Raw genomic sequence first — 24910 nt, 5'->3', positions numbered from 1 at the left:
ATGCAGTGGCCAGGCGTGACGCGCAACCAGGTATTGCGGGATGCCATGCGGCAGGTCGCGCCCACGATCGGCCCACGCATGCTTCGCGCCCGGCCCGGCCTGCACGACACGCCCGGGCGCTACCGAGGGTATCCTCGCGACTGCTCATCCGGACTGTTGCCATGCCACATCATCTGCACACACGCACGGCGGCGCAGACGCAGCGCTGGAGCGCATCCCGGCTGCCGGCACGTCTCGCAGCCCCGGGCGCTGTCGCCACGCTCCGTGCATCCCTGCTCACCACCGGGCAGCGCCAGCGTCCGCAACGCGTACGAGGCGCGGCATGAAGCTGGCCGGCATCCACCACGTGGCGATCATCGCCGGCGACTACGCGGTCTCCAAAACGTTCTACTGCGACATCCTGGGCCTGCGGGTGCTCGATGAGCATTACCGGCAGGCGCGCGCTTCCTGGAAGCTGGACCTGGCACTGCCCGATGGCGGCCAGATCGAGCTGTTCTCGTTTCCCGCCGCACCGCTGCGCCCCAGCCGCCCGGAAGCACGCGGCCTGCGCCATCTCGCCTTCCGTGTCGAGGATCTGGACGCGGCCGTGGCGCATCTCACTGCGCATGGCGTGGCCACCGAGGACATCCGCATCGACGAGTACACCGGCCGCCGCTTCACCTTCTTCGCCGACCCGGACGACTTGCCGCTGGAGCTGTACGAGGTGGGCTGAGCGCAGCGGCGCCGGCGGGCTCGGTCACATCCGCCGCACGGTCACGTCGAACAGCTGTAGTCGATCGTCGCCGTGACTTCCGGCGGATGTGGCGATGCGGCAACGTCGTGAAGATCGAACCACCCCAGGACACAGGAGCCGTCCATGCTGCAGATCCGTGCGTTGTCCAAGACCTATGCCAATGGCGTGCATGCGCTGCAAGGCGTCACGCTGGACATTCCTCGCGGCATGTTCGGACTGCTCGGGCCAAACGGCGCCGGCAAATCGTCGCTGATGCGCACGCTGGCCACGCTGCAGGAGCCAGATTCGGGCAGCGTCAGCCTGACCGGTGCCGATGGCAGCAGCATCGACGTGCTCGCCGACAAGGACGCGTTGCGGCGCCGGCTGGGCTATCTGCCGCAGGATTTCGGCGTGTACCCGAAGGTGAGCGCGCTGGACATGCTCGATCACTTCGCCGTGCTCAAGGGGCTCACCGATCGCGGCCAACGCAAGGAGGTGGTCGAGCGGCTGTTGCAGCAGGTCAATCTGTGGGATGCGCGCAAGCGCAAGCTCGGCACCTATTCCGGCGGCATGCGCCAGCGCTTCGGCATCGCGCAGGCGCTGCTGGGCGATCCGCAACTGGTCATCGTCGATGAGCCCACCGCCGGGCTGGACCCGGAAGAGCGCAACCGCTTTTTGAATCTGCTGGCCGAAATCGGCGAGAACGTGGTGGTGATCCTGTCCACCCATATCGTCGAAGACGTCACCGACCTCTGCCCGACGATGGCCATCATGAACAAGGGCCAGGTGCTGCTGACCGGGCGGCCCGTCGATGCGATCGACATGCTGCATCAGCAGGTCTGGCGCAAGCAGGTCAGCAAGCAAGCCTTGCCCGATTACGAAGCACGTTTCACCGTGTTGTCCACGCGCCTGATCGCCGGCCACCCGGTGATCCACGTGTTCAGCACCGATTGCCCGGAGCCCGGCTTCGAGCAGGTCGCCCCCGATCTTGAGGATGTCTATTTCCAGCGCCTGCGCAAGCAAGCGCTGGCCGCCTGACGGAGCGCTGCGATGATCCTGGCGTTCCTGCGCTTCGAGCTGCGCGAACAACTGCGCTCGCCCTTCCTGTGGTTGCTGGCCGCGCTGTACGCCTTGCTGGCCTTCGCCGCACTCTCCAGCGACGTGGTGCAGATCGGCGGCGGCATCGGCAACGTGCTGCGCAATGCGCCTACCGTGATCGCCACGCTGCTGGGGCTTTTCAGCCTGCTCGGCCTGCTGGTGACCACTCTGTTCGTCAGCAACGCCTTGCTGCGGGACTTCGATCTGGGCACCGCCGAGCTGGTGTTCTCCACACCGGTGCGCCGCCGCGATTACCTGGTCGGCCGCATCGGTGCGGCATTGATCGCCGGCACGGTGATGTATCTGGTGATCGCGCTGGGCATGTTCATGGCGCAGTTCATGCCGTGGATCGACCAGGCGCGGTTGGGGCCGGTCGCCGTGTTGCCCTATCTGTGGTCGCTGCTGGTGCTGGTGCTACCCAACCTGCTGTTCACCACCGCGTTGCTGTCAGTGCTGGCGGTGACCACGCGCAGCATCCTGTGGGTCTATATCGGCGTCATCGTGTTCTTCGTGCTGTACGGCGTGAGCCGTGCACTGCTGGCCGATCTGGACAACGTCTGGCTCGCGACCCTGTCCGATCCACTCGGCATCCGCGCACTGTCGCAGACATTGCGCTATTGGTCGGCCGAACAACGCAACCTGCAGCTTCCTCCGTTGACCGGTTACCTGCTCGCCAATCGCGCCCTCTGGCTGGGCATGAGCGGGCTGTTGTTCGCTGCGACCTTCGCACTGTTCCGCACCGAACGTAGCGGCACGCGTCGCCGACGCGGAGCGGCGCCTGCTGCATCCACCAGCGCACCGGCAGCCAGCGTGCGCGTCACCACCACCCGCCTAACCGTGACACCCGCCTTCGCGGCTACCACCGCGTTTCAGCAACTGCTGCGCCAGATCCGTTTCGATACGCTCGGCGTGCTGCGCAGCGCGCCGTTCGTGGTGCTGCTGATGCTGGGCCTGGCCAATTTCATTCCGACCGCACTGTTCACTGCGCGCCTTTACGGTACCGCCGTGCTGCCGGTCACCTCGTTGATGCTGCAGGCGCTGCAGAACAGCTACAGCTTTCTGCTGATCATCGTGGTGCTGTTCTATGCCGGCGAACTGGTGTGGAAAGAACGCAGCAACCGTATCGACGGCATCACCGATGCCATGCCGGTGCCGGACTGGGTTCCCCTGCTGGGCAAGTTTGTGGCCTTGCTGGCGGTGATCGCCAGCTTCCAGCTCGCCGGCGCGTTGACCGCGATCGCGCTGCAGCTTGGCCGTGGCTATACCAGCATCGAGCCGCTGCTGTATCTCAAGACGCTGGCGCTGGGCTCGGTGCTGTATGTGCTGATGGGCGGCATGGCGCTGGCGCTGCAGGTGTTGAGCAACAACAAGTTCGTCGGCTATGCGCTGCTGATGCTGGTGCTGATCGGGCAATCGGCGCTGTCGATGCTCGACTACACCCAGAACCTCTACACCTTCGGCGGCTGGCCCAACGCGCCGTATTCGGACATGAACGGCTACGGCCACTTCCTGCCCGGCCAGTTGTGGTTCCAGGGCTATTGGGGCCTGTTCCTGCTGGCCCTGCTGTTGCTGTCTTCGGCGTTCTGGCCGCGTGGCGTTGGCCACGGTGTGCGCCAACGTCTGCGGCTGGCGTTGCAGCGCCTGCGCAGCCCGACCGGTGCGGCCCTGGCGGTCACCCTGCTCGGCTTCGCAGTGGTCGGCGGCTGGCTGTACTGGAACACCAACGTCTACAACAGCTTCCTGTCGCCAGAGCAGCAGCTGGACCTGCAAGCGCGCTACGAGCGCGAGTACGGCAAGTACCGGAACCTGCCGCAGCCGCGCATCATTGCCGTGGATAACCATGTCGACCTGCATCCGGAAACGCAATCGGTCGTCATCGATGCCACCTGGACCGTGCGCAACACCCACCCCACGCCGATCAGCGACGTGCACATCGGCATGCAAGGCCGCACAGGCGACCGCAGCCTGGTGCAGGTAGATCTGGGCGGGCAGACGCTGATCACGCACGATGTACCGGCCGGTTACCGCATCTATCGCCTGCACACACCGCTGCAACCCGGCCAGGAGCGCGTGTTCCGCTTCCGCGTGGACCAGCACCCGCATGGCATTACCGCCGGGCAGGCACAGACCGATCTGGTCGCCAATGGCAGCTTCTTCAACAGCCAGGTCTTGCCCTGGTTCGGCTACAACAGCCAGACCGAGATCACCGACCGCAACGACCGCCGCAAGCGTGGGCTGGGCGAGCCCACGCGCATGCCTAAACTGGAAGACCAGGCCGCACGCGCCAACACCTACGTCAGCGACGATGCCGACTGGCTCAGCTTCGCCAGCACCATCTGCACCGCACCGGACCAGATCGCGCTGGCACCGGGCTATCTGCACAAGCAGTTCCAGCAGGCTGGCAGGCGCTGCTTCCGCTATGTAATGGATCGCCCGATGCTGAACTTCTATGCCTACCTGTCGGCGCGCTGGCAGGTACGCAAGGCCTACTACAACAAGATTCCGATCGAGATCTACTACGACCCCAAGCACCCGTACAACGTGCAACGCATGATCGAAGGCGTACAGAAATCGCTGGCCTATTACGAGGCCAATTTCACTGCGTACCAGCATCACCAGGTGCGCATCATCGAGTTTCCGGGCTATGCGGGGTTTGCGCAGTCGTTCGCCAATACCATTCCTTATTCCGAATCGATCGGTTTCATCGCCGACCTGCGCGACAAGGACGACATCGACTACGTGTTCTACGTCACCGCGCATGAAGTGGCGCACCAGTGGTGGGCGCATCAGGTGATCGGTGCGAATGTGCAGGGCGCCACGGTGCTGTCCGAATCGCTGGCGCAGTACTCGGCGCTGATGGTGATGGAGCGCGAGTATGGGCGTGCGCACATGCGCCGCTTCCTCAAGTACGAACTGGACCGCTATCTGGAGGGCCGCGGCGGCGAAACCATCGACGAACTGCCGCTGTACCGGGTGGAGAACCAGCAATACATCCACTACCGCAAAGGGTCGCTGGCGTTCTACCGGCTGCGCGAGGAGATCGGCGAGCAGGCGCTCAATCGCGCATTGCAGCGTTTCCTGCAGGCCAAGGCGTTTCAGCAGCCGCCTTACACCACCTCGGCCGAGCTGTTGCAGGCCATTCGTGCCGAGGCACTCCCGGACCAGCAGGGAATGATCACCGACCTGTTCGAGAAGATCACCTTTTACGACAATCGCGTGGTTAGCGCACAGGCCCACAAGCGCCCGGATGGACGCTTCGATGTGACCGTGCAGACGCAGGCGGCCAAGTTGCAGGCCGATGGCCGCGGCAAGGAGCATGCGGTGCCGATGGACGACTGGATCGAAGTCGGGATCTACGGTTTGCCGGCCGGCAAGAACGCGCAGGCGCCGGTGTTGGCGCTGCAGCGGCAGCACGTCACCAGCGCCACGCCCAGCTTTACCCTGACCGTCGACGCCCTGCCCATCGAAGCCGGGTTCGATCCCGACAACAAGCTGATCGACCGGGTGCCGGACGACAATCGCAAGCGGGTGACGCTGCAATAGCGGGCAATCGTTCGCTGGCCGATGATTGGCGGTCGGCCAGGACCGGCGACGCGCACGGCCAACGACTGAAAGCGAGCCGGACCAGTCCGCGACGGCCTACGTGACGACGAGCCCTGCTCGCGTCGTCGACTCAGTCGCAGCGAACGGACTGCGTTCACCCGTCCTCCTCCCGGGTGCCGGACAACGCGTATGTCGCACGACGGAATCTGCCGACTTAGCGCCGGCCCGAAGCGGCCAGCCTGCGCAGCCGGCATCTTCAGTGGGAGCGGCTCAGCAACGGCACCGCAGCCGCGCGCATGAACGCATCCCGCAGCGCATCTTTCCCGCACCATACCCCACGGTATACATTCGCCATCAGGCCGCCGACGGCGGCCACAGCAATCCCTGGGAGGGGACACATGCGCAAGACCTTCAAGACCCTGATGGTGGCCCTGCCGCTGGCCGCCGCCTCGCTGCTGGCCCAGGCGTCCGATTCGCCGGTGGGCCGCTGGAAGACCATCGACGACGAGACCGGCAAGCCCAAGTCGGTGGTGCAGATCGAACAGGCCTCCAACGGCACGCTGAGCGGCAAGGTGGTCGAGATCCTGCAGTCCAACCATGGGCCCAACCCGACCTGCGACAAGTGCGATGGCGCGCTGAAGGGCAAGCCGATCAAGGGCATGACCATCCTGTGGGGCCTCAAGGCCGACGGCACCGCCGTGTGGGATGGCGGCTCGGTGCTGGACCCGGCCAAGGGCAAGACCTACAAGGCCAAGATCACCTTGACCGAAGGCGGCAAGAAGCTGCAGATGCGCGGCTACGTCGGCATCGAAGCGCTGGGCCGCACCCAGACCTGGATTCGTGAGTAAATCGGGAATCGGGAATCGGGAATCGGGAATCGTAAAAGCAGGCGCCCGCGAGGGCGCCTTTTTTGTGTGTGTCCGTCCGCGCATCTCTGTGCGGCGCGTTCTGGCAGGCGACAATCGACAGTCCATGGCTTTGCATTGACGGCGAAACGCAACTGCAACGCATGCAGCTCGCAGCGCGCCAGCGCGCCCTACACCATGGCAACCTGGCCATGCTTTGACCGATTCCCGATTCCCGATTCCCAATTCCCGCCACCATTCCCACTAATGCGATAATCGGCTGTCCCCCGCATCACGCCTGCCATGACCCGCACCGCACTTGTCACCACCGCTTTGCCGTATGCCAACGGCCCGCTGCATCTTGGCCATCTGGTCGGTTATATCCAGGCCGATATCTGGGTGCGCGCGCGCCGCCTGCGCGGCGACAAGACCTGGTTCGTCTGCGCCGACGATACCCATGGCACGCCGATCATGCTGGCGGCCGAGAAGGCCGGAGTGACCCCGGAAGCCTTCATCGCCAACATCCAGGCCAGCCATGAGCGCGATTTCGCCGCGTTCGGGGTCACCTTCGACCATTACGACTCGACCAATTCGCCGGTCAACCGCGAGCTTACCGAGGCCTTCTACGCCAAACTGGAGGCCGCCGGTCACATCAGCCGGCGCTCGGTGGCGCAGTTCTACGACCCGGCCAAGGGCATGTTCCTGCCCGACCGCTACATCAAGGGCATCTGCCCCAACTGCGGCAGCGCCGATCAGTACGGCGACAACTGCGAAGTCTGCGGTGCCACCTACGCGCCCACCGAGCTGAAAGAGCCCAAATCGGTGATTTCCGGCGCCACACCGGAGTTGCGCGATTCGGAGCATTTCTTCTTCGAGGTGGGCCATTTCGACGGCTTCCTGCGCGAGTGGCTGGCCGGCGATGTGGCGCTGCCGGGGGTCAAGGCCAAGCTCAAGGAATGGCTGGACACCGAAGGCGGCCTGCGCGCGTGGGACATCTCGCGCGATGCGCCGTACTTCGGCTTCCAGATTCCCGGCCAGCCAGGCAAGTATTTCTACGTGTGGCTGGACGCGCCGATCGGCTACCTGTGCAGCTTCAAGACCCTGTGCGCGCAGATGGGCGAGGATTTCGAGGCCCATCTGGTCGCCGGCACGCAGACCGAGCTGCATCACTTCATCGGCAAGGACATCGTCAATTTCCACGGCCTGTTCTGGCCGGCGGTGCTGCACGGCACCGGCCACCGCGCGCCGACCCGGCTGCACGTCAACGGCTACCTCACCGTGGACGGCGCCAAGATGTCCAAGTCGCGCGGCACCTTCGTGATGGCGCGGACCTTCCTGGATGTGGGCCTGGAGCCAGAGGCGCTGCGCTATTACTTTGCGGCCAAGTCCTCCGGCGGCGTGGACGATCTTGACCTCAACCTGGGCGATTTCATCGCGCGGGTGAACGCGGATCTGGTCGGCAAGTTCGTCAACCTGGCCAGCCGCTGCGCCGGCTTCGTCGGCAAGCGCTTCGACGGCAAGCTGGCCGATGCGCTACCCGATCCGGCGCAGTACGCCCGCTTCGTCGCCGCATTGGCGCCGATCCGCGAGGCCTATGAGCGCAACGACGCGGCCAGCGCGATCCGTCAGACCATGGCGCTGGCCGACGAGGCCAACAAGTACATCGACGACACCAAGCCGTGGGTGATCGCCAAGCAGGACGGTGCCGATGCGCAGCTGCAATCGGTGTGCACGCAAGGCCTGAACCTGTTCCGGATCCTGGTCGCCGCCCTCAAGCCGATCCTGCCGCGCACCTGTGCCGAGGCCGAGGCCTTCTTGTCGGCGCCCATGACCAGTTGGGAAGACGTGGAGCGCCCGCTCACCGCGCACACGATCCAGCCCTACACCGCCCTGTTCACCCGTATCGACCCCAAACAGATCGACGCCATGACCGACGCTTCAAAAGACACCCTCGCCGCACCTGCGGCACCTGCTGTGGCCGCCGTCAGCGCTGCAAAGGTGGCCAAAACCGATGCAAAAGCGGCTACGCCGGCTAATCCCCCCGCCTCCGTCTCGAATCCAGGTCTTATTGGCATCGACGATTTCGCCAAGCTCGACCTGCGTATCGGCAAGGTGCTGGTGTGCGAATTCGTGGAAGGCTCCGACAAGCTGCTGCGCTTCGAACTGGATGCCGGCGAACTGGGCAAGCGGCAGATCTTCTCGGGCATCCGCGCCAGCTATGGCGAGCCGGACGCGCTGGTCGGCCGCAGTGTGGTGTTCATCGCCAACCTGGCCCCGCGCAAAATGCGCTTCGGCATCAGCGAGGGCATGATCCTGTCGGCCGGCTTCGACGGCGGCGCCCTGGCGCTGCTGGATGCCGACAGCGGCGCCCAGCCGGGCATGCCTGTGCGGTGAAGCGGGATTCGGGAGTCGTAGAAGCCAGGGCTGATTGTTGAGGAGACCTGACTCGAGTGCTTGGCGCGTCCCCTCATCCGCCCCTGCGGGGCACCTTCTCCCGCAAGCGGGAGAAGGTAAAATTTCAGAGCCCTCTCCCGCCGACAGAGGGGTTGGGGTGAGGGTGCGGGGCGAAGCGCTGTTACCTTTCCACCTGCACATGGCTGCGCCCCTCCCCTCATCCGCCCCTGCGGGGCACCTTCTCCCGCAAGCGGGAGAAGGGAAGATTTCAGAGCCCTCTCCCGCCGACAGAGGGGTTTGGGGGTGAGGGTGCGGGGGCGAAGCGCTGTTACCTTTCCACCTGCACATGGCTGCGCCCGTCCGCTCATCCGCCCCTGCGGGGCCACCTTCTCCCGCAAGCGGGAGAAGGGAAGATTTCAGAGCCCCTCTCCCGTCGGGAGAGGGGTTGGGGTGAGGGTGTGGGGCCAAGCGCTGTTACCTTCCCATCTGCACATGGCTCCGCCCATCCCGTCATCCGCCCCTGCGGGGCACCTTCTTCAGCAAACGGGAGAAGGGAGATAGATCAACGCTGTAGCGCCCTCTCCCACAGGCGGGAGAAGGGAACAACCAATCACCGCGCTTTTAACCAATCCCCAATCCCGACTCCCCAATCCCCGCCCCCATGCACCTGGCCCTGTTCGACTTCGACCACACCATCACCACCTGCGATACCTATGCGCGCTTCCTGCGCAAGGTCGCCACGCCCGCGCAGCTGGCGTCGGCAAAGTGGAAGGTCGGTCCGTGGGTGCTGGGCTATCGGCTCGGCGTGGTGTCGGCCGCCGCGCTGCGTGCGCGCGTGACGCGCATGGTGTTCAGCGGCCGTGCGCTGGACGAGATGACCGCGCACGGCGCGGACTACGCGCGCAGCGCACTGCCGGGCGTGCTGCGTGCAGAGATGATGCAACGCATCGACTGGCACCAGGCGCAGGGGCATGAGGTGGTACTGGTGTCGGCATCGGTGGACCTGTATCTGCAGCCATGGTGCACCCAGCATGGGCTGTCGCTGATCTGCAACCGGCTGGACCACAGCGACGGCCGCCTGAGCGGGCGGTATGCCGACAGCGACTGCGGACCGCACAAGGCCGCGCAGATCCGCGCGCGCTATGACCTGTTGCAGTACGACTGCGTGCACGCATACGGCGACAGCCGCGAAGACAAGCCGATGCTGGCACTGGCGCAACAGCGCTGGTATCGCGGCAATCCGCTGCACTGATCGCCACTGATCGCCCATGCCCGTCTCCGCGCCCTCCCTGGTCGAACGCCTCGACCGCCTGCTGCCACAGACCCAATGCGGTCAATGCGGCTACGACGGCTGCCGCCCCTATGCACAGGCCATGGCCGACGGACTGGCCGACGTCGACCATTGCCCGCCGGGCGGCGATGCGGGCGCACGTGCCCTTGCGCAGGCGCTGGAGGTGCCGGCGCGCCCCTTCGATCGCAGCCGCGGCGCGCACAAACCACCACAGGTGGCCTGGATCGTGGAGGCCGGTTGTATCGGCTGCACCAAATGCATCCAGGCCTGTCCGGTGGATGCGATCGTCGGCGGAGCCAAGCACATGCACACGGTGATTGCGCCGCTGTGCACTGGCTGCGAGCTTTGCCTGCCGGCGTGCCCGGTGGATTGCATCGCCTTGCGCGTCCTCGGCTAGGCAACGCGAGCGCAGGCCGGCGCGACCCGTCCGGCACGACCGGCAGTGCACGTTGCATCCTCCACCTGTGGCTCTGCGATTGCTGCGCAGGCGCTAACCGAGGCCAGACGTGGCGGGTGTGCTCGCCAGCCACCTCGACGCACGTCGCAACGGTGAACCGACCTGTCGGCATGACCGGCGACGCCTTCCCCGCGCAACGGCCCGAAATCGCGCCACCGGCAACGCCGATGCCACCGGCCATGGCGGCCGCACCCTACCTTCGGTCAGGAACGTCCTGACGCCGCCGGCGCATCCATGCTGCGGCTGTGCCCGTATGCATAGGCACTCCCATCGAGGAATCGGCCGATGCGCCCATTCGCTGCTGTCGTTGCTGCGCTGGCACTCCGCTGCCGGCCGATTCCGCCGTTGCTGCTGCTGGTGCTGGGCAGCGCGCCGCTCAGCGCGGCAGCGGTCACGCGGGTGGACGGCGATGTCTTCGATGCCGACAAGGGCGCGCTGCGCTACCGCGAGTCGCATTGGCTGCTCGACGATGGCGGGCGGCTGGTGCTGTACCGCTGCCCGAACGGGCAAGCGTTCGCACGCAAGCAGGTCGATGGCGGCGGCAGCTCGCCCGATTTCAGTCTGATCGACGGTCGCGACGGCTACCGCGAAGGCGTGCGCAGGCGCAATGGCGTGCGCGAGATGTTCCAGCAGCCGCCCGGCAAGCCGGAGCGCAGCACGGCGTTGCCGGCCGGCGAAGACGAGCGCGTGATCGATGCCGGTTTCGATGCCTATCTGCGCAACCACTGGAATGCGCTGGCCAGCGCCCCGCAACGTGTGGACTTCGTCTTGCCCAGCTTGCAGAGGCAGTTGGCGTTCCGGGTCGAACGCGTCGACGACAGCGCCGGCCAGCGTCGCTTCAGCATTTCGCTCGACGCCTGGTATGGCGCGGCAGTGCCCTCGCTGGAGGTGCGTTACGCGATCGCCAGCAAACGTCTGCTCGAGTTCCGCGGCGTGGGCAATCTGCGCGACGCACAGGGGCGCTACCCGCGCGTGCGCATCGTGTTTCCGGACACCGCTGCGCGTGCCGCCAGTGCAGACGAACTGCGCCAGGCACGCGAGCAGCCGCTGACCCGCAGCTGCAGCGCGTCATGAGCCAGGCCCGCGTCATCTTCACGTTCGACCACGCGCCGTTGCGTACAACGGCCCGGGCACCCACTCCCTGTACAGGAACACGTCCATGGCAAAGGCTTATCTCTGGCTCAACGCAGTGCTCTACGTCGTCCTGGCGATCTGGTGCACGCTGTCGCCGACCAAGACCGCAAACGCGGTTGGCTATACCCAGCTCTCGCCGGCCGGGCAATCGGAGTATCTGGTCATCTATGGCGGGCTGCAGCTGGGCATGGCGTTCTTGTTCGGCTACTTCGCCTGGATCAATCAACCGCGCACCGGTCTGCTGGTCGCACTGGCGTTCTACGTGCCCATCGTGTTGTTCCGCAGTGTCTCGCTGTCGCGCCTGTGGCCGGTGTCCGCGCCAACCGTCGCACTCGCCGGTGTCGAGATCCTGCTGCTGCTCGCTGCCGTGCTGTTGTGGCTGCGCAAGTGACAGACAGCGCCTGCGCACTCCGGTAGCATCGCCCCCACCTTACCCAACGCCCGACCGCATGAGTGCCATTCCTGGCCACGACGACGATGAAACCGGACGCCTGCTGACCGCAACCGCGGGCGGCGACCGGCATGCCTTCGAAGCGCTGTACCGGCAGACCTCGCCCAAGCTGTTCGGGGTCTGCCTGCGCATGATCCCGCAACGTGCCGAGGCCGAAGAGGTGCTGCAGGACGTGTTCACGCTGATCTGGCACAAGGCCGGGCAGTTCGACCCCGCGCGCGCGCGCGGGCTGACCTGGCTGGCGATGATCGCGCGCAACAAGGCGATCGATCATCTGCGTGCCAATGCGCCGCAGCGCCGCAACGTCGCGCTGGACGATGCCGGCGAACTGCGCGATGGCGATGCGTCGCCGCTGGAGCGCACCGAGCGCGCCAGTACGCGTCGCCGCATCGACCATTGCCTGGCCGAACTCGAACCGCCGCGCAGCGAACTGATTCGCACCGCATTCTTCGAAGGCATCACCTACGAGGAACTCGCCGCGCGCACCGACACACCGATCGGCACGGTCAAAAGCTGGATCCGCCGCAGCCTGGCCAAACTCAAGGCATGTCTGGAACGATGAGCACGCCCTTTCCCATCGACCAGGAACCGCCGCGCGAAGTGTTGGCCGGCGAGTACGTGCTCGGCCTGCTGAGCGCAGAAGAACGCCTGGCGGCAGAACAACGCATCGCCACCGACGTCCAGTTCGCGCAGGCGGTCCTGCAGTGGCAGGATCTGCTGGCCCCGCTGCTGGAAGACATCGCCGCCGTGACCCCGCCCGATCAGGTCTGGGCGCAGGTGCGGCAGGCGCTGGGCTTCGACACGCCGCTCCGCGCGGTGACATCGGCCGCGCCGGCAGCCACTACCGGCACCCCGGCCACGCCATTGTGGAACAACGTCCGCGTGTGGCGTTGGGCCAGCGCCGGCGGCCTGGCGACCGCTGCAGTGTGCGTGCTCGCCTTGCTGAACCTGCGCACGCCGCCGGCACCGGTACCGCCCGTGGGCGATACGCCGGTGGTACAGACGCCGGTCACCCCGCCTGCGGCCACCACACCGCCGGAGACCGGCATCGCAATGACATCGACGCTGGCGACCGAAGATGGACGTCCGGGCTATGTGGCGCTGATGGATGCCGACAAGCACACCATCACGGTGACGCCGCTGGATCGCACCGCCACCGCCGACAAGGTGCCCGAGCTGTGGCTGATCACCCCGGACGGCAAGGCGCATTCGATGGGCACCTTCGACGATCAGCGCGCGCGTCGCGCGCAGATTCCCGACCAGCTGATGCCCATGCTCAGCAACGAGGCGATTCTGGCGGTGACGCTGGAGCCGCCGGGCGGCGCGCCGGGTGGCGTGGCCACCGGCACGGTGGTCGCCAAGGGCGGCATCAGCACGCTGGCAATGGCGCCCTGATCGGATGCCCGGGCAGTTGCTGCGCCGCCGGACGGGGCGCAGCAACTGCGCGATGGAGTCATCGTTCTCACCGCCCTTGCGTGCCTTCCGCACCGGGATGAGCACGCCTGCCCAGCGCGATGGCTTTACGCACCCGCGCTGCCCGCACCGGCGACTTCACAACCCACCTCATCTGCGTCACTGATACTGAGCGCACATATCGGTGTGCGCGCTTGCGTCCTGGGGGTGCGCAAACGCGTCAATCCCACCCTTGCATGCGACGATCAAGCGGGCTGGTGCATCTGTTTGCCGGCAGCTTGCGTACAGGGTTTCGATAACCTACGGAGAACCACGCGTGCCGAGCACTGGACTCGACCCCCACGTCGCATCGCCTCAGCCCCCGCCCAAGCATCGCGGCTGGGTGGCATCGCGCATCGGCAGCCTGCGTCGCTGGGTGGATTCGCAAGCCGACGAGCCGCTGGACGAGGCGCGCGCCGATCGCATCGACTGGCTGCGCGCCCTGCCCTTCATCGCGCTGCATGTGGCCTGCCTGGCGGTGTTCTGGGTCGGCGCGTCGTGGTTTGCCGCCGGCATAGCACTGGCGCTGTACGCGCTGCGCATGTTTGCGCTCACCGGCTTCTATCACCGCTATTTTTCCCATCGTGCATTCAAGACCTCGCGCGCATTGCAGTTCGTGTTCGCCGCCATCGGCGCCACCTGCGTGCAGCGCGGGCCGCTGTGGTGGGCGGCGCATCACCGCAACCACCATCGGCACACCGACACCGGCCGCGACCCGCATTCGCCGGCCCAGCACGGGTTCTGGTGGAGCCATACCGGTTGGTTCCTCACTCCGCGCAACTTCCGCACCGACTGGGAGGTGATCCCGGACCTGCGCCGCTTCGGCGAACTGCGTTTCATCGACCGCTTCGACATCGTGATGCCGGTGCTGCTGGCGCTCGGCCTGTATCTGCTTGGCGACTGGCTGGCCGACGCTGCGCCCGCGTTGCACACCAACGGCCCGCAGCTGCTGGTGTGGGGATTTGTGCTGTCCACGGTGGCGCTGTTCCATGCCACCTTCACCATCAATTCGCTGGCCCACCGCTTCGGTAGCCGGCGGTTCGACACGCGCGACGACAGCCGCAACAACTGGCTGCTGGCGTTGATCACCTTCGGCGAAGGCTGGCACAACAACCATCACTTTTTCCCCGGCTCGGCGCGGCAAGGCATGCGCTGGTGGGAGTACGACGTCACGTGGTATGGCCTCAAGGCGATGTCGTGGGTAGGCCTGGTATGGGATCTCAAGCCGATGCCGGCAATGCTCACGCGCCGCGCGCAACGGGTGGCGCGATGAGGGAGGGCAGAATCGCCGTGGTCGGCAGCGGAGTCGCCGGCCTGGGCGCGGCGTGGCTGCTGTCGCGTCGCTACGAAGTCACCTTGTTCGAGGCGGCCGATTATCTCGGCGGCCACACCCACACCCACGACATCCAACTGCACGGCCAGCGCTACGCGGTGGACAGCGGCTTCATCGTGTTCAACCCGCAGCACTATCCGCTGCTCACCCGCATGTTCGCCGAGCTGGACGTGGCCTCGCAGCCGACCACGATGAGTTTTTCGGTGCACGATGCCGGCAGCGGGCTGGAGTACAACGCCGGCAGCCTGGATGGATTGTTTTGCCAGCGGCGCAATCTGCTCAGCCCGCGCTTCTGGGGCATGCTGGCGGACCTGCGGCGCTTCTATCGGCAGGCGCCGCAGGTACTGCACAGCGACGAGCGCTTCAGCACGCTGGGCGCGTATCTGCAGCGGCATGGCTATTCGGCCGCGTTTCGCGACCAGCATCTGGTACCGATGGCATCGGCGCTGTGGTCATCGCCGTCGCAGACCATCCTTGAATTCCCGATGGGCCAGCTGATCGGCTTCATGGCCAACCACCACATGCTGCAGATCAGCGGCCGGCCGCAGTGGCAGGTGGTGCGTGGCGGGTCCAACAGCTATGTGCGTGCGCTGCGGCGGCGTTGGCAGGTGCTGGAACGCTTGTCCACGCCGGTGCACGCGATCCGGCGCACCCCCGATGGCATCATGCTCAACTCGTTGCGCGGCGAAGAATACTTCGACGAGGTGGTGCTGGCCTGCCATGCCGACGATGCACTGGCCTTGCTCAGCGATGCCACCGAGTCCGAGCGGCAGATCCTGGGCGGCATCACCTACCAGGACAACGACACCGTGCTGCATACCGATGCCCGCGTGCTGCCGCGCGACAAACGCGCGTGGGCGGCGTGGAACGCGCATGTGCCGGCCGACCCGCAGGCGCCATGCACGGTGAGTTACTGGATGAATGCGCTGCAGTCGATCGACGCGCCGCAGCCCTTCATCGTCAGCCTCAACCGCGACCACGACATCGACCCGGCCAAGGTGCTGCGGCGCATGCGCTATCGCCACCCGGTGCAGAACGCTGCCGCGCTGGCGGCGCAGGACCGCAAGGCAGAGATCCAGGGCAGGCACCACACCTGGTTTGCCGGTGCGGCATGGGGCTTCGGCTTCCACGAAGACGGCCTGCGCAGCGGCGTGGATGTGGCCCATGGCCTGGGAGTGACCTGGTAATGCAACTGCTGCGCGAAGCCAGCACCGACGCGGTGCCGCTGCCTCCCGGTGAGGACAGCGGTGCCGGCAGCGTGGCGGGCGGCTTGCGCAGCGCGATCTACACCGGATGGGTGCGGCATCGCCGCTTCGCGCCCAAACCGCTGGATTTCCGTTACCGCCTGTTCCTGATGTACCTGGACCTGTCCGAACTGGATCAGGTGTTCGCCCATCGCTGGCTATGGTCGGTAGGCCGCGCCAATCTGGCGCAGTTCCGCCGCAGCGACTACCTGGGCGATCCCAGCGTTCCGCTGGACCAGGCAGTGCGCGATTGCGTGCAGGCGCAGACCGGCGAGCGCCCGGAAGGCGCCATTCGGCTGCTGACGCATCTGCGTTACTTCGGCCACGTGTTCAACCCGGTGAGCTTTTATTACTGCTTCGACCGGCATGACGGTTTGCGCTGGATCGTGGCGGAAATCACCAACACGCCCTGGCAGCAACGTCACACCTATGTGCTGCCGGTGGCGCAGGCCCGCACGCATCGCGATGTGCATGCATGGCGCTTCGACAAACGCTTTCACGTCTCGCCGTTCATGGGCATGCAGCACCGCTACGACTGGCGCTTCAGCGTGCCGGATGCGCAGCTGCGCGTGCATATGGACGTACTGGATGCCAATGACGACGACGTTGCCGACGCAATCGACAACAGCGGCACCCGACGCTTCGATGCCACGCTGGTCCTGCAACGTCAGCCGCTGACCGCGCGCACGCTGGCGCGCACCCTGCTCGCCTACCCCTTGATGACCGTGCAGGTGGTGCTCGCCATCCACTGGCAGGCCCTGCGCCTGTGGCTGCGCGGCAACCCTGTCCACGATCACCCCCATCCGCCTGTGCGAGATCCCCGATGAACGCCACGTCCCTGCCCGACACTGCTGCGCCGCGCGCGGCTTCCTGGACGGACCGCCTGCTGCGCAAGCGCCTGCTGGCCACACTCGGCGACCTGCGCGACGGGCAGCTGCAGCTGCGCGAAGCCGACACGGTCACCACGCTGGGTAACGCCAGCGGTGCGCACGCGTTGCAAATGCAGTTGCGCGTCATCGACCCGGATTTCTATCGGCAGGCCGCACTCAACGGCAGCGTCGGCGCGGGCGAGTCGTACATGGACGGGCAATGGCAGTGCGACGATCTGGTCGGACTGATGCGCCTGCTGTTGCGCAATCGCGACCGGCTGGATGCGATGGAGACCGGCATCGCGCGCCTGGGTGGCTGGGCGATGCGCAGCCTGCATGCGTTTGCGCGCAATACCCGCAGCGGCAGCCGGCGCAACATCGCCGCGCACTACGACCTGGGCAACCCGCTGTTCAAGCTGTTTCTGGATCAGAACCTGATGTACTCGTCGGCGATCTTCGTCGATGGCGAAGAAGCCCAGGGCGAAGCGGCGCTGGAACGTGCGGCCACGCGCAAGCTCGAACGCATCTGCCAGAAGTTGCGCCTCGGCCCGCAGCATCATGTCGTCGAGATCGGCACCGGCTGGGGCGGGTTTGCACTGCATGCGGCGCGCGAACACGGCTGCCGCGTCACCACCACCACCATTTCGCGCGAGCAGTTCGATCTGGCGAGCGAGCGCATCGCCGAAGCCGGCTTGAGCGATCGGGTCAGCGTGTTGTTGAGCGACTACCGCGACCTGCAGGGCCGCTACGACCGCGTGGTGTCGATCGAGATGATCGAGGCGATCGGCCACCAGTATCTGGACACCTACTTCGCCAAGGTCGGCAGCCTGCTCGGCGACGATGGCGAGGCGCTGATCCAGGCCATCACCATCGAGGATCATCGCTACAAGCAGGCGCTGCACTCGGTGGACTTCATCAAGCGGCATATCTTCCCCGGCAGCTTCATTCCGTCGGTGGCCGCGATGACCGGGGCGGTGGCGCGCGCCAGCGACCTGCGCCTGTTCCATCTCGAAGATATCGGTCCCAGCTATGCGCTGACATTGCGCGCCTGGCGGCAGCGCTTCATGGCGCAGCTGCCGCAGGTGCGCGCACTGGGCTACGACGAGCGCTTCATCCGCATGTGGGAGTTCTACCTGGCCTATTGCGAAGCCGGTTTTCTGGAACGTTCGATCGGCGACGTGCACCTGTGGCTGAGCAAGCCCGGCGCACGCCCGCCGCAGTTCGTGCCCGGTCTTGCGTGAGGCATGAAGCAGCTCGGCAACTATCTCGGCTTGCAGGTGCTCTGGGTGGTGGCGGTGGCCGCTGCCGCGCACGGCCGCGTCTGGCCAACGCTACTGGTGCTGGCGCTGTTTGCGCTGTATCAACTGTGGCCCTCGCGACGCGCGCCCGGCGATGTGCCGTTGCTGATCGCCGCATTGGCGCTGGGCCTGCTGCTGGACACCACGCTGGCAGCGGGGGGCTGGGTGCGGTACGCCGCGGCGTGGCCCGGTAGCGTGTTGGCGCCGGCATGGATTCTGGCGCTGTGGGTGGGCTTTGCGCTCACGCTCAATCATTCGTTGCGCAGCGTGATGCAACGCCCGTGGCTGGCGGTGGTGCTTGGCGCCATCTTCGGCCCGTTTTCGTACTGGCTGGCGCAACGCAGCTGGCATGCAGTGGAACTGTCGGCACCGCCGCTGCATGCGGTACTCGCCGTCGGCATCGGCTGGGGCGTGGCCTGCGGCGTGTTGTCGCTGTATGCACGGCGTCTGGCGCGACCATTGCCGCACGACATGACCGGAGAACTGCAATGACTGTGTGGCCGCTGCTGCATGTGGGCGTATTCGCAAGTGGGGTGATGGTGCTGGGGTGGCTATGGCAACGCCGTAGCGGCAACGCCGGCCCGGTCGACGTGTTGTGGGCGGCCTGCCTGGCGATTGCTGCGCCGTATTGCGCGTGGATGTCCGACGGTGCGTTGCTGCCGCGCGTGTTGGTGGCGGTGCTTGGCGGTCTGTGGGGCGCGCGTCTGGCCTGGCATCTGGGCGTTCGCGTGTTCGGCGACCCGCACGAAGACGGCCGTTATCGCGCCCTGCGCGAACATTGGAACGGCGACCAGCGCAAGTTTCTCGGTTTCTTCCTGGCCCAGGCGGTGGTGGTGGTGCTGTTTGCGGTGCCGTTCCTGGCTGCGGCCAGCAACCCGAACCCGGCGTGGAGCGGATGGAGCACGTTGGCGGTCGTGGTGTGGCTGGTTGCCGTCGGCGGCGAGGCACTGGCCGACCGGCAGCTGTCTGCGCACAAGGCCGACCCGGTCAATCGCGGCAAGACCTGTCGCAAGGGACTGTGGCGGTATTCGCGCCATCCCAATTATTTCTTCGAGTTCGTGCATTGGTTCGCCTATCTGGCCTTGGCGGTCGGCGCCGGGCCCTGGCCGGTGGGGCTGTGCGCGCTCGGGCCGGTGGTGATGTTCGTGTTCCTGTATCGCTTCACCGGTATTCCCTACACCGAGCAGCAGGCCCTGCGCTCGCGTGGCGAGGATTACGCGCACTACCAGCGCACCACCAGTGCGTTTTTCCCGCTTCCCCCTTCGTCCTGAGTTGCCTGGAGAGTCGCATGTCCACCGTCACCGCCCCGCCCTCCTCGCTGCCCGAAGAAGCCTTTGCCACCCGTCTGGCCGAATCCGGCGTGCTGCCCGACGCCGCGTTGCGTTACGGCATCCGGCGTCTGTGCGCGCAGCGCCTGCGCGATGAGCGCGGCGGCGCTGCCGATGCCAACGGCGAGCGGCAGCGCGCCTTCATCGACAGCCTGCGCGCCAGCGCGATCGCGATCGAAACCGATGCCGCCAATCGCCAGCACTACGAATTGCCGCCGCAGTTCTTCACCCTGTGCCTGGGCAAGCGGTTGAAATACAGCAGCTGCTACTGGGACGCGAGCACACCGGACCTGGACGCGGCCGAAGAACGCATGCTGGCGCTGTACGGGGAGCGCGCCGAGCTGGCCGATGGACAACGCATCCTGGAACTGGGCTGCGGCTGGGGCTCGCTGACCTTGTGGATGGCCGAGCGCTACCCCAACGCCACCATTACCGCGGTGTCCAACTCACGTCCGCAGCGCGCGCACATCCTGGAGCAGTGCCGCATCCGCGGCCTGGGCAACGTGCAGGTCATCACCGCCGACGTCAACGCGCTGGCGCTGCCGCCGGGCAATTTCGACCGCGTGGTGTCGGTGGAAATGTTCGAGCACATGCGCAACTACCGCGATCTGCTTGCACGTGTAGGCAGCTGGCTGGCGCCCGGCGGCAAGCTGTTCGTGCACATCTTCTGCCACCGCGATCTGGCCTATCCGTTCGAGGTGGCCGGCGAAGACAACTGGATGGGGCGGCATTTCTTCACCGGCGGGCTGATGCCGGCGGCCGACACCCTGCTGCATTTCCAGCAGGACGTGGTGATCGAACAACGCTGGGTCCTGTCGGGCGAGCACTACGAAAAAACCGCCAATGCCTGGCTGGAAAACCAGGACCGCCACCGCGCGCAGATCATGCCGCTGTTGAAGCAGACCTATGGCGACGATGCGCAGCTCTGGTGGCAGCGTTGGCGCATGTTCTGGCTGGCCTGCGCGGAGCTGTTCGGCTACGACCACGGCCGCGAATGGGGTGTGGCGCACTACCGCTTCGTCAAACGCTGAGGGCACGCTGCCTCGAACGCCTGGATGGCGATGACGGACCAGCGGCCACCGCTGCCATGCATCGCGACGTAAACGAACCATCGCAGCGGTTGGCGATGGAGAGAGGGCGCGACAGACCCCAGTCGCGCATCGTGGCAGCCTGCGCATTGCAGGCGACCTGACGCGCAACGCGCTCGGACCTCAGATGGTGAAGCGCACCAAGCACGACGCAGCTGAGCCGGTGCCATGCATCGGCATCCATGCACCGCGCTTGCAAGCGCGCAGTGCGGGGGAGACACACCGGCGGCAGACACCGCCACGCACCCTGGCGGATGCGCAGCCGTATCGATAGGCGCATGCAGCGCGCGATCAGCCCGCCGCGGCGGTGATCACGATCTCCACCTTCCATTCCGGCCGCGCCAGTTTGGCTTCGACCGTGGCGCGCGCAGGCGTGAAGCCGTGCGGCACCCATTCGTCCCAGGCGGCGTTCATGCCGTCGAAGTCGGCGATGTCGGCCAGATAGATTTCGGCGCGCAGAATCTTGGTCTTGTCGCTGGCCGCCTGCGCCAGCAGCTTGTCGATCTCGGCCAGCACCTGGCGGGTCTGCCCGGTGATGTCTTCGCTGGTGTCATCGGCAATCTGGCCGGCCAGGTAGCACACGCCGCCATGGACGGTCATTTCGGACATACGCGGACCCGCATCGAATCGCTGCAGCATTTCAGACTTCCTACGGTTGATTGACCCGGCCATTGTCACGCGAATGCGCGGTGCGTGCAGCCCCACCGCGTACGGTGCGCGTCAACCACAGCCCCACCCGCACCATCCAGGCCACGATCAGCACGATGGCGATCTTCTGGCTGATCCCCGGCGGCGCGCTAGTGACCGTGACATGGAACAGCAGCACCGCAAATGCCGCCCAACCGAGCACGCATGCTCCGACCCAATGCGCGCGCCATGCGCGATCGCGGCAGAAGTACCACGACTGCAGCAACACCGCCGCGATCACGCACAGGAACGTGGCGTCGGCCGACACCACATGCACCAGTGTTGCCGCGTCTGGCGCCAGCTCCGGCATCCAGCTGTCGCCGATCGCCACCGCGCACAAGCCCAGCCCTGCCAGCCAGAACAATCCCAACACCGTGCGGCTGCGTGCCGCCGGCGCCAGCGCCGCATACAAGCCCGCCGCCAGCCACGCCATCGCTGCGGCCAACAGGCAGTACGCCGTGCGCAGCAGCAGGCCGTAGGCGCCGTGCAGATATGCGCTGAGTTGCGCGTCGATCCACCACAGATCGCCGCGTAGCCACTGCAGCACCAGTACCAGCCCGATGAAGGCCAGGCCGGCGGCAGCGGCCAGCGCCCCGGCATGCCCGCTCCAGCGTGGCGCGCCCCCCGGGGTGGCCTGCGCACCATCCGCGCGAAAGTCGGTCGTGCTCATCAGCAGCCTGTCTGCCTTCCAACGGTAACGTCGTTCATCCATTCCCCTGCGGCACGCACCTGCGCCTTTGCCCTATGATGCGCGCGGCCGTCCCGGGCCGACAGGTGTCGGCTCTCACGAACCCTGCGTTCACCTCGTTTCGGCACTTCGCGATCACGCTGCATGCTTCTTCAACCCGCTTGGCACATGCAGATCTTTGCGCACGCGGCACGTATCGTGCATGCGTCCTCTTTCCCTCTTATGCAGATCCCGTTGCCCTCATGACGGATACCCCCGTGTCTTCCGAAGCGCCTGCCAGCGGTTGGCGTCGCGCCCTGCCGGTCATCATCAGCCTGGCGATCCTGGCCATGGCGCTGCACGCGCTGTCGGCGCAGTTCACCGACCATGGGTACCGCCAGATCCGCCAGGCGTTCCGGGCGCTGGGCGCGGGGCAGATCGCACTGACCCTGCTGCTCGGGTTAAGCAGCTACGCCTGCCTGGTGGGTTTCGACTGGGTGGGGCTCAAGCGCACCGGCAAGCGGCTGCATCCGGCCCGGGTAGGCATCACCGCCTTCATGGCGCATGCGGTCGGCCAGACGCTGGGCTTTGCCGCGCTCACCGGTGGCGCGGTCCGCCTGCGCGGCTATGGCAGCGTCGGGCTGACCCTGGCCGAGATTGGCCAGGTGGTGCTGATGAGCACGCTGGGCTTCATCTTCGGCGCCTGGGTGCTGCTCGGGCTTGCGCTGATGCTGGAACCGGAAGCGGCCGCGCGTGCCCTGCCGATCACCGCAGAAGGCATCCGCATCGCCGGCATCGCCTTGCTGGCCGGCTATGTGGCGATGCTGGTGCTGGTGGGCAAGCAAGGCCGTGAGTTCGGGATCCGCAGCCATCGCTTCTGGCTGCCCGACCGCACCACCGTGCTCGGCGTCACCGCCCTCAGCGTGGTCGAGCTGGGCCTGGCAGCGGCGGCGTTCTACGTGCTGTTGCCGCCGGATCCGGGCACCGGTTACTTCGGCTTTATCGGCATCTGGCTGGTGGCGGTGGTGGCCGGCCTGATCTCCACCGTGCCGGCCGGGCTGGGCGTGTTCGAGTGGAGCCTGCTCAAGCTGCTGCCGCATGTGACGCCTGCCGCCGTGCTGGCTGCGGCGCTGGCGTACCGGGTCACCTACTACATCGTGCCGCTGCTGATTTCGGTGGCGATGGCGGCCGCCTCCGGGCTGGGGGCGCCGGTCCGGGCCAGCGCCAGCACCGCACGCACGGTGTGGAAGACGCTGCGTCCGTGGCTGCCGCAGATCCTGGCCCTGGCGGTCTTCGCCGTGGGCGCGGGCCTGATGATCGACGGCACCTTGCCGACGCCGCGTGCGCGCCAGGAAGTGGCGCCGCTGCCACTGATCGAAACCTCGCATCTGCTGGTCAGCCTGGGCGGCATGCTGCTGCTGCTGATCGGCCAGGGCCTGCAACGCCGCAGTCATGCGGCCTGGATGCTGGCGCTGGGCGTATGCGTGCTGCTGCCGCCGTTGTCGCTGCTGCGCGGCAGCCACATTTCGGTGTCGTTGTCGGCAGCGCTGGCAGCGCTGGCGCTGTGGGCCGCGCGGCGCGAGTTCTACCGCCAGGGCGCGCTGCTGGACGAAGCCTGGTCATGGCGCTGGCTGAGCAATCTGGGCCTGGTGCTGGTGGCCACGTTCTGGCTGCTGTTCTTCGTCTACAGCCACGTCGAATACAGCAACGACCTGTGGTGGCAATTCGCCACCTCGGCCAATGCGCCGCGCGCGTTGCGCGCCGCGCTGATCCTGTGCGTGGGCGTGATCATGTTCGGCATGGCGCGGCTGCTGCGCGGCGGGCGCCGACCGATGCCGGCCGCCGATGCGCAAACCCTGCAGACGCTGGCGCCGATTCTGGAAATCAGTACCGACACCCAGGCCTGTCTGGCGTTGACCGGCGACAAGGCGTTTCTGTTCGATGCGCAGGGCCGGGGCTTTGTCATGATGCAGCGCTACGGTGGCTCGCTGATTTCGATGGGCGACCCGGTCGGGCCGCCGGAGGTGGCCCGCGCGCTGATCTGGCGCTTCCGCGAGGAGGCCGACCACATGGGCCTGCGCCCGGTGTTCTACCAGGTCGGCGAAAAATACTGGCAGACCTATCTGGATATGGGCCTGACCCTGGTCAAGCTTGGCGAAGAAGCGATCGTGCCACTGGAGGGCTTCACCCTGGAAGGCCGCGACCGCGCCGATCTGCGTCAGGCCTGGAACCGCGGCAAGCGTGGCGGCCTGACCTTCCGCATGCTGCAGCCGGAGCAGGTGGACGCCGTGCTGCCGCGCCTGGCCGAGGTATCGGAACAATGGCTGGAAGAAAAATCCGGCGAGGAGAAAGGGTTCTCGCTCGGCAGCTTCGATGCGGACTATCTGCGCCGGTTCCCGGTGGCGGTGGCCGAGGCCGAAGGGCAGATCGTGGCCTTTGCCAATGTGTGGTGGGCACCGGCCGGCGGCGAGCTGTCGGTTGACCTGATGCGGCATAGCGCCGAGGCGCCGAAGGGCACCATGGATTTCCTGTTCATCGAGCTGTTCCTGTGGGGCCAGGCCAATGGCTACACGCGCTTCTCGCTGGGCATGGCGCCGTTGTCGGGGCTGGCCGAACACCGCCTGGCCGGGCGCTGGAATCGCTTCGCCAGCCTGGTCGCACGCCATGGCGAGCGCTTCTACGGCTTCAGCGGGCTACGCCGGTTCAAGTCGAAGTTCGCCCCGACCTGGCGCCCGCGCTATCTGGTCGCGCCGGGCGGCATGCATCTGCCGGCCGCGCTGCTGGACGTGACCCGGCTGATCTCGGTGGACCCCGGCCGGCAGGAATGACGCGATGCACCCGCCTGTCCGCTTTGCGGCGCAGGTGGGTGCGCAGATCGCAGGATGTGGCTGGGCGGTTGGAGAGGTTGCCGCAATGGAGTCAACCATCGCCAGGGGCGCCCCCACAGCTGGCGCACACCAGTGGCACAGCCACACCTGTCAGCGGCCGCGCCCGCCTGGCTGGGAGCGTTGCAGCACTG

The 24910-nt window shown here is 66.6% G+C and carries 21 protein-coding genes; 19 read left to right on the top strand and 2 right to left on the bottom strand.

Annotation, left to right across the window (positions count from 1 at the left end; translation table 11 throughout):
• The first annotated feature begins 322 nt into the window (after window positions 1-322).
• The 18 genes from VZ068_RS07740 to VZ068_RS07655 all read left to right on the top strand — a co-directional run bounded on the left by VZ068_RS07740 (window position 323) and on the right by VZ068_RS07655 (window position 20480).
• Window positions 323-712, top strand: a complete 390-nt coding sequence (locus tag VZ068_RS07740) for a VOC family protein (protein ID WP_349657337.1) — start codon at window positions 323-325, stop codon at window positions 710-712.
• A gap of 144 nt (window positions 713-856) precedes the next feature.
• Complete coding sequence (locus VZ068_RS07735; protein WP_349657336.1) at window positions 857-1750, top strand: ABC transporter ATP-binding protein; 894 nt, start codon at window positions 857-859, stop codon at window positions 1748-1750.
• Between the two features lie 12 nt (window positions 1751-1762).
• Window positions 1763-5353, top strand: a complete 3591-nt coding sequence (locus VZ068_RS07730) for a M1 family aminopeptidase (RefSeq protein ID WP_349657335.1) — start codon at window positions 1763-1765, stop codon at window positions 5351-5353.
• A gap of 398 nt (window positions 5354-5751) precedes the next feature.
• Window positions 5752-6201, top strand: a complete 450-nt coding sequence (locus VZ068_RS07725) for a DUF2147 domain-containing protein (protein WP_259165758.1) — start codon at window positions 5752-5754, stop codon at window positions 6199-6201.
• Window positions 6202-6501: 300 nt separating this feature from the next.
• The gene (metG, locus tag VZ068_RS07720; protein WP_349657334.1) at window positions 6502-8592 is read left to right on the top strand and encodes a methionine--tRNA ligase; all 2091 of its coding nucleotides are present in this window, start codon (window positions 6502-6504) and stop codon (window positions 8590-8592) included.
• A 661-nt stretch (window positions 8593-9253) separates the two neighbouring features.
• Window positions 9254-9844, top strand: a complete 591-nt coding sequence (locus tag VZ068_RS07715) for an HAD family hydrolase (protein ID WP_349657333.1) — start codon at window positions 9254-9256, stop codon at window positions 9842-9844.
• Between the two features lie 16 nt (window positions 9845-9860).
• Window positions 9861-10280, top strand: coding sequence for an Rnf electron transport complex subunit RnfB (gene rnfB / locus VZ068_RS07710; protein WP_349657332.1), 420 nt, complete (start codon window positions 9861-9863; stop codon window positions 10278-10280).
• Between the two features lie 345 nt (window positions 10281-10625).
• Window positions 10626-11414 (top strand): hypothetical protein, encoded by a 789-nt coding sequence (locus VZ068_RS07705; RefSeq protein WP_349657331.1) that lies wholly within the window; start codon window positions 10626-10628, stop codon window positions 11412-11414.
• A gap of 85 nt (window positions 11415-11499) precedes the next feature.
• On the top strand, window positions 11500-11865 hold the full coding sequence (locus tag VZ068_RS07700) for a DUF4345 domain-containing protein (protein ID WP_115527418.1): 366 nt from the start codon (window positions 11500-11502) through the stop codon (window positions 11863-11865).
• A 58-nt stretch (window positions 11866-11923) separates the two neighbouring features.
• Complete coding sequence (locus VZ068_RS07695; RefSeq protein ID WP_259153457.1) at window positions 11924-12487, top strand: sigma-70 family RNA polymerase sigma factor; 564 nt, start codon at window positions 11924-11926, stop codon at window positions 12485-12487.
• Window positions 12484-13320, top strand: coding sequence for an anti-sigma factor (locus VZ068_RS07690; protein WP_349657330.1), 837 nt, complete (start codon window positions 12484-12486; stop codon window positions 13318-13320). The genes VZ068_RS07695 and VZ068_RS07690 overlap by 4 nt, the downstream gene beginning before the upstream one ends.
• Window positions 13321-13654: 334 nt before the next feature.
• Window positions 13655-14650: a fatty acid desaturase gene (locus VZ068_RS07685; RefSeq protein ID WP_259153456.1), complete on the top strand. Its 996-nt coding sequence runs from the start codon at window positions 13655-13657 to the stop codon at window positions 14648-14650.
• Complete coding sequence (locus VZ068_RS07680) at window positions 14647-15897, top strand: FAD-dependent oxidoreductase (RefSeq protein WP_259165821.1); 1251 nt, start codon at window positions 14647-14649, stop codon at window positions 15895-15897. The genes VZ068_RS07685 and VZ068_RS07680 overlap by 4 nt, the downstream gene beginning before the upstream one ends.
• On the top strand, window positions 15897-16781 hold the full coding sequence (locus VZ068_RS07675; protein WP_259165823.1) for a DUF1365 domain-containing protein: 885 nt from the start codon (window positions 15897-15899) through the stop codon (window positions 16779-16781). Before VZ068_RS07680 ends, VZ068_RS07675 begins: the two co-directional genes overlap by 1 nt.
• The gene (locus VZ068_RS07670) at window positions 16778-18064 is read left to right on the top strand and encodes a cyclopropane-fatty-acyl-phospholipid synthase family protein (protein ID WP_259165824.1); all 1287 of its coding nucleotides are present in this window, start codon (window positions 16778-16780) and stop codon (window positions 18062-18064) included. Before VZ068_RS07675 ends, VZ068_RS07670 begins: the two co-directional genes overlap by 4 nt.
• Window positions 18065-18067: 3 nt before the next feature.
• Complete coding sequence (locus tag VZ068_RS07665) at window positions 18068-18613, top strand: DUF2878 domain-containing protein (RefSeq protein WP_349657329.1); 546 nt, start codon at window positions 18068-18070, stop codon at window positions 18611-18613.
• A complete protein-coding gene (locus tag VZ068_RS07660; RefSeq protein ID WP_349657328.1) occupies window positions 18610-19392 on the top strand; it encodes a DUF1295 domain-containing protein in 783 nt (260 codons plus the stop codon). The genes VZ068_RS07665 and VZ068_RS07660 overlap by 4 nt, the downstream gene beginning before the upstream one ends.
• Before the next feature lie 17 nt (window positions 19393-19409).
• The gene (locus tag VZ068_RS07655) at window positions 19410-20480 is read left to right on the top strand and encodes a cyclopropane-fatty-acyl-phospholipid synthase family protein (protein WP_349657327.1); all 1071 of its coding nucleotides are present in this window, start codon (window positions 19410-19412) and stop codon (window positions 20478-20480) included.
• Window positions 20481-20828: 348 nt separating this feature from the next.
• Here VZ068_RS07655 and VZ068_RS07650 read toward each other — a convergent pair whose 3' ends face one another.
• Both VZ068_RS07650 and VZ068_RS07645 read right to left on the bottom strand, forming a co-directional pair.
• Window positions 20829-21176: a RidA family protein gene (locus VZ068_RS07650; RefSeq protein WP_046963077.1), complete on the bottom strand. Its 348-nt coding sequence runs from the start codon at window positions 21174-21176 to the stop codon at window positions 20829-20831.
• Between the two features lie 10 nt (window positions 21177-21186).
• Complete coding sequence (locus VZ068_RS07645) at window positions 21187-21894, bottom strand: DUF998 domain-containing protein (RefSeq protein ID WP_349657326.1); 708 nt, start codon at window positions 21892-21894, stop codon at window positions 21187-21189.
• A 260-nt stretch (window positions 21895-22154) separates the two neighbouring features.
• Between VZ068_RS07645 and mprF the strand changes: the two genes are divergently transcribed.
• Entirely contained in the window at window positions 22155-24719 is a 2565-nt protein-coding gene (gene mprF, locus VZ068_RS07640; RefSeq protein ID WP_349657325.1) for a bifunctional lysylphosphatidylglycerol flippase/synthetase MprF, read from the top strand.
• The last annotated feature ends 191 nt before the right edge of the window (window positions 24720-24910 follow it).

The sequence above is a fragment of the Xanthomonas sp. 10-10 genome, from assembly GCF_040182365.1.
Taxonomy (GTDB): domain Bacteria; phylum Pseudomonadota; class Gammaproteobacteria; order Xanthomonadales; family Xanthomonadaceae; genus Xanthomonas; species Xanthomonas arboricola_F.
This window is presented reverse-complemented; position numbering and strand designations above follow the sequence as displayed.

What these genes read in the sequence shown, in the direction of transcription:
- VZ068_RS07740 (WP_349657337.1), top strand. Translation starts at nt 323, where the DNA reads ATGAAGCTGGCCGGCATCCACCACGTGGCGATCATCGCCGGCGACTAC.
- VZ068_RS07735 (WP_349657336.1), top strand. Translation starts at nt 857, where the DNA reads ATGCTGCAGATCCGTGCGTTGTCCAAGACCTATGCCAATGGCGTGCAT.
- VZ068_RS07730 (WP_349657335.1), top strand. Translation starts at nt 1,763, where the DNA reads ATGATCCTGGCGTTCCTGCGCTTCGAGCTGCGCGAACAACTGCGCTCG.
- VZ068_RS07725 (WP_259165758.1), top strand. Translation starts at nt 5,752, where the DNA reads ATGCGCAAGACCTTCAAGACCCTGATGGTGGCCCTGCCGCTGGCCGCC.
- metG (WP_349657334.1), top strand. Translation starts at nt 6,502, where the DNA reads ATGACCCGCACCGCACTTGTCACCACCGCTTTGCCGTATGCCAACGGC.
- VZ068_RS07715 (WP_349657333.1), top strand. Translation starts at nt 9,254, where the DNA reads ATGCACCTGGCCCTGTTCGACTTCGACCACACCATCACCACCTGCGAT.
- rnfB (WP_349657332.1), top strand. Translation starts at nt 9,861, where the DNA reads ATGCCCGTCTCCGCGCCCTCCCTGGTCGAACGCCTCGACCGCCTGCTG.
- VZ068_RS07705 (WP_349657331.1), top strand. Translation starts at nt 10,626, where the DNA reads ATGCGCCCATTCGCTGCTGTCGTTGCTGCGCTGGCACTCCGCTGCCGG.
- VZ068_RS07700 (WP_115527418.1), top strand. Translation starts at nt 11,500, where the DNA reads ATGGCAAAGGCTTATCTCTGGCTCAACGCAGTGCTCTACGTCGTCCTG.
- VZ068_RS07695 (WP_259153457.1), top strand. Translation starts at nt 11,924, where the DNA reads ATGAGTGCCATTCCTGGCCACGACGACGATGAAACCGGACGCCTGCTG.
- VZ068_RS07690 (WP_349657330.1), top strand. Translation starts at nt 12,484, where the DNA reads ATGAGCACGCCCTTTCCCATCGACCAGGAACCGCCGCGCGAAGTGTTG.
- VZ068_RS07680 (WP_259165821.1), top strand. Translation starts at nt 14,647, where the DNA reads ATGAGGGAGGGCAGAATCGCCGTGGTCGGCAGCGGAGTCGCCGGCCTG.
- VZ068_RS07675 (WP_259165823.1), top strand. Translation starts at nt 15,897, where the DNA reads ATGCAACTGCTGCGCGAAGCCAGCACCGACGCGGTGCCGCTGCCTCCC.
- VZ068_RS07670 (WP_259165824.1), top strand. Translation starts at nt 16,778, where the DNA reads ATGAACGCCACGTCCCTGCCCGACACTGCTGCGCCGCGCGCGGCTTCC.
- VZ068_RS07665 (WP_349657329.1), top strand. Translation starts at nt 18,068, where the DNA reads ATGAAGCAGCTCGGCAACTATCTCGGCTTGCAGGTGCTCTGGGTGGTG.
- VZ068_RS07660 (WP_349657328.1), top strand. Translation starts at nt 18,610, where the DNA reads ATGACTGTGTGGCCGCTGCTGCATGTGGGCGTATTCGCAAGTGGGGTG.
- VZ068_RS07655 (WP_349657327.1), top strand. Translation starts at nt 19,410, where the DNA reads ATGTCCACCGTCACCGCCCCGCCCTCCTCGCTGCCCGAAGAAGCCTTT.
- VZ068_RS07650 (WP_046963077.1), bottom strand. Translation starts at nt 21,176, where the DNA reads ATGCTGCAGCGATTCGATGCGGGTCCGCGTATGTCCGAAATGACCGTC.
- VZ068_RS07645 (WP_349657326.1), bottom strand. Translation starts at nt 21,894, where the DNA reads ATGAGCACGACCGACTTTCGCGCGGATGGTGCGCAGGCCACCCCGGGG.
- mprF (WP_349657325.1), top strand. Translation starts at nt 22,155, where the DNA reads ATGACGGATACCCCCGTGTCTTCCGAAGCGCCTGCCAGCGGTTGGCGT.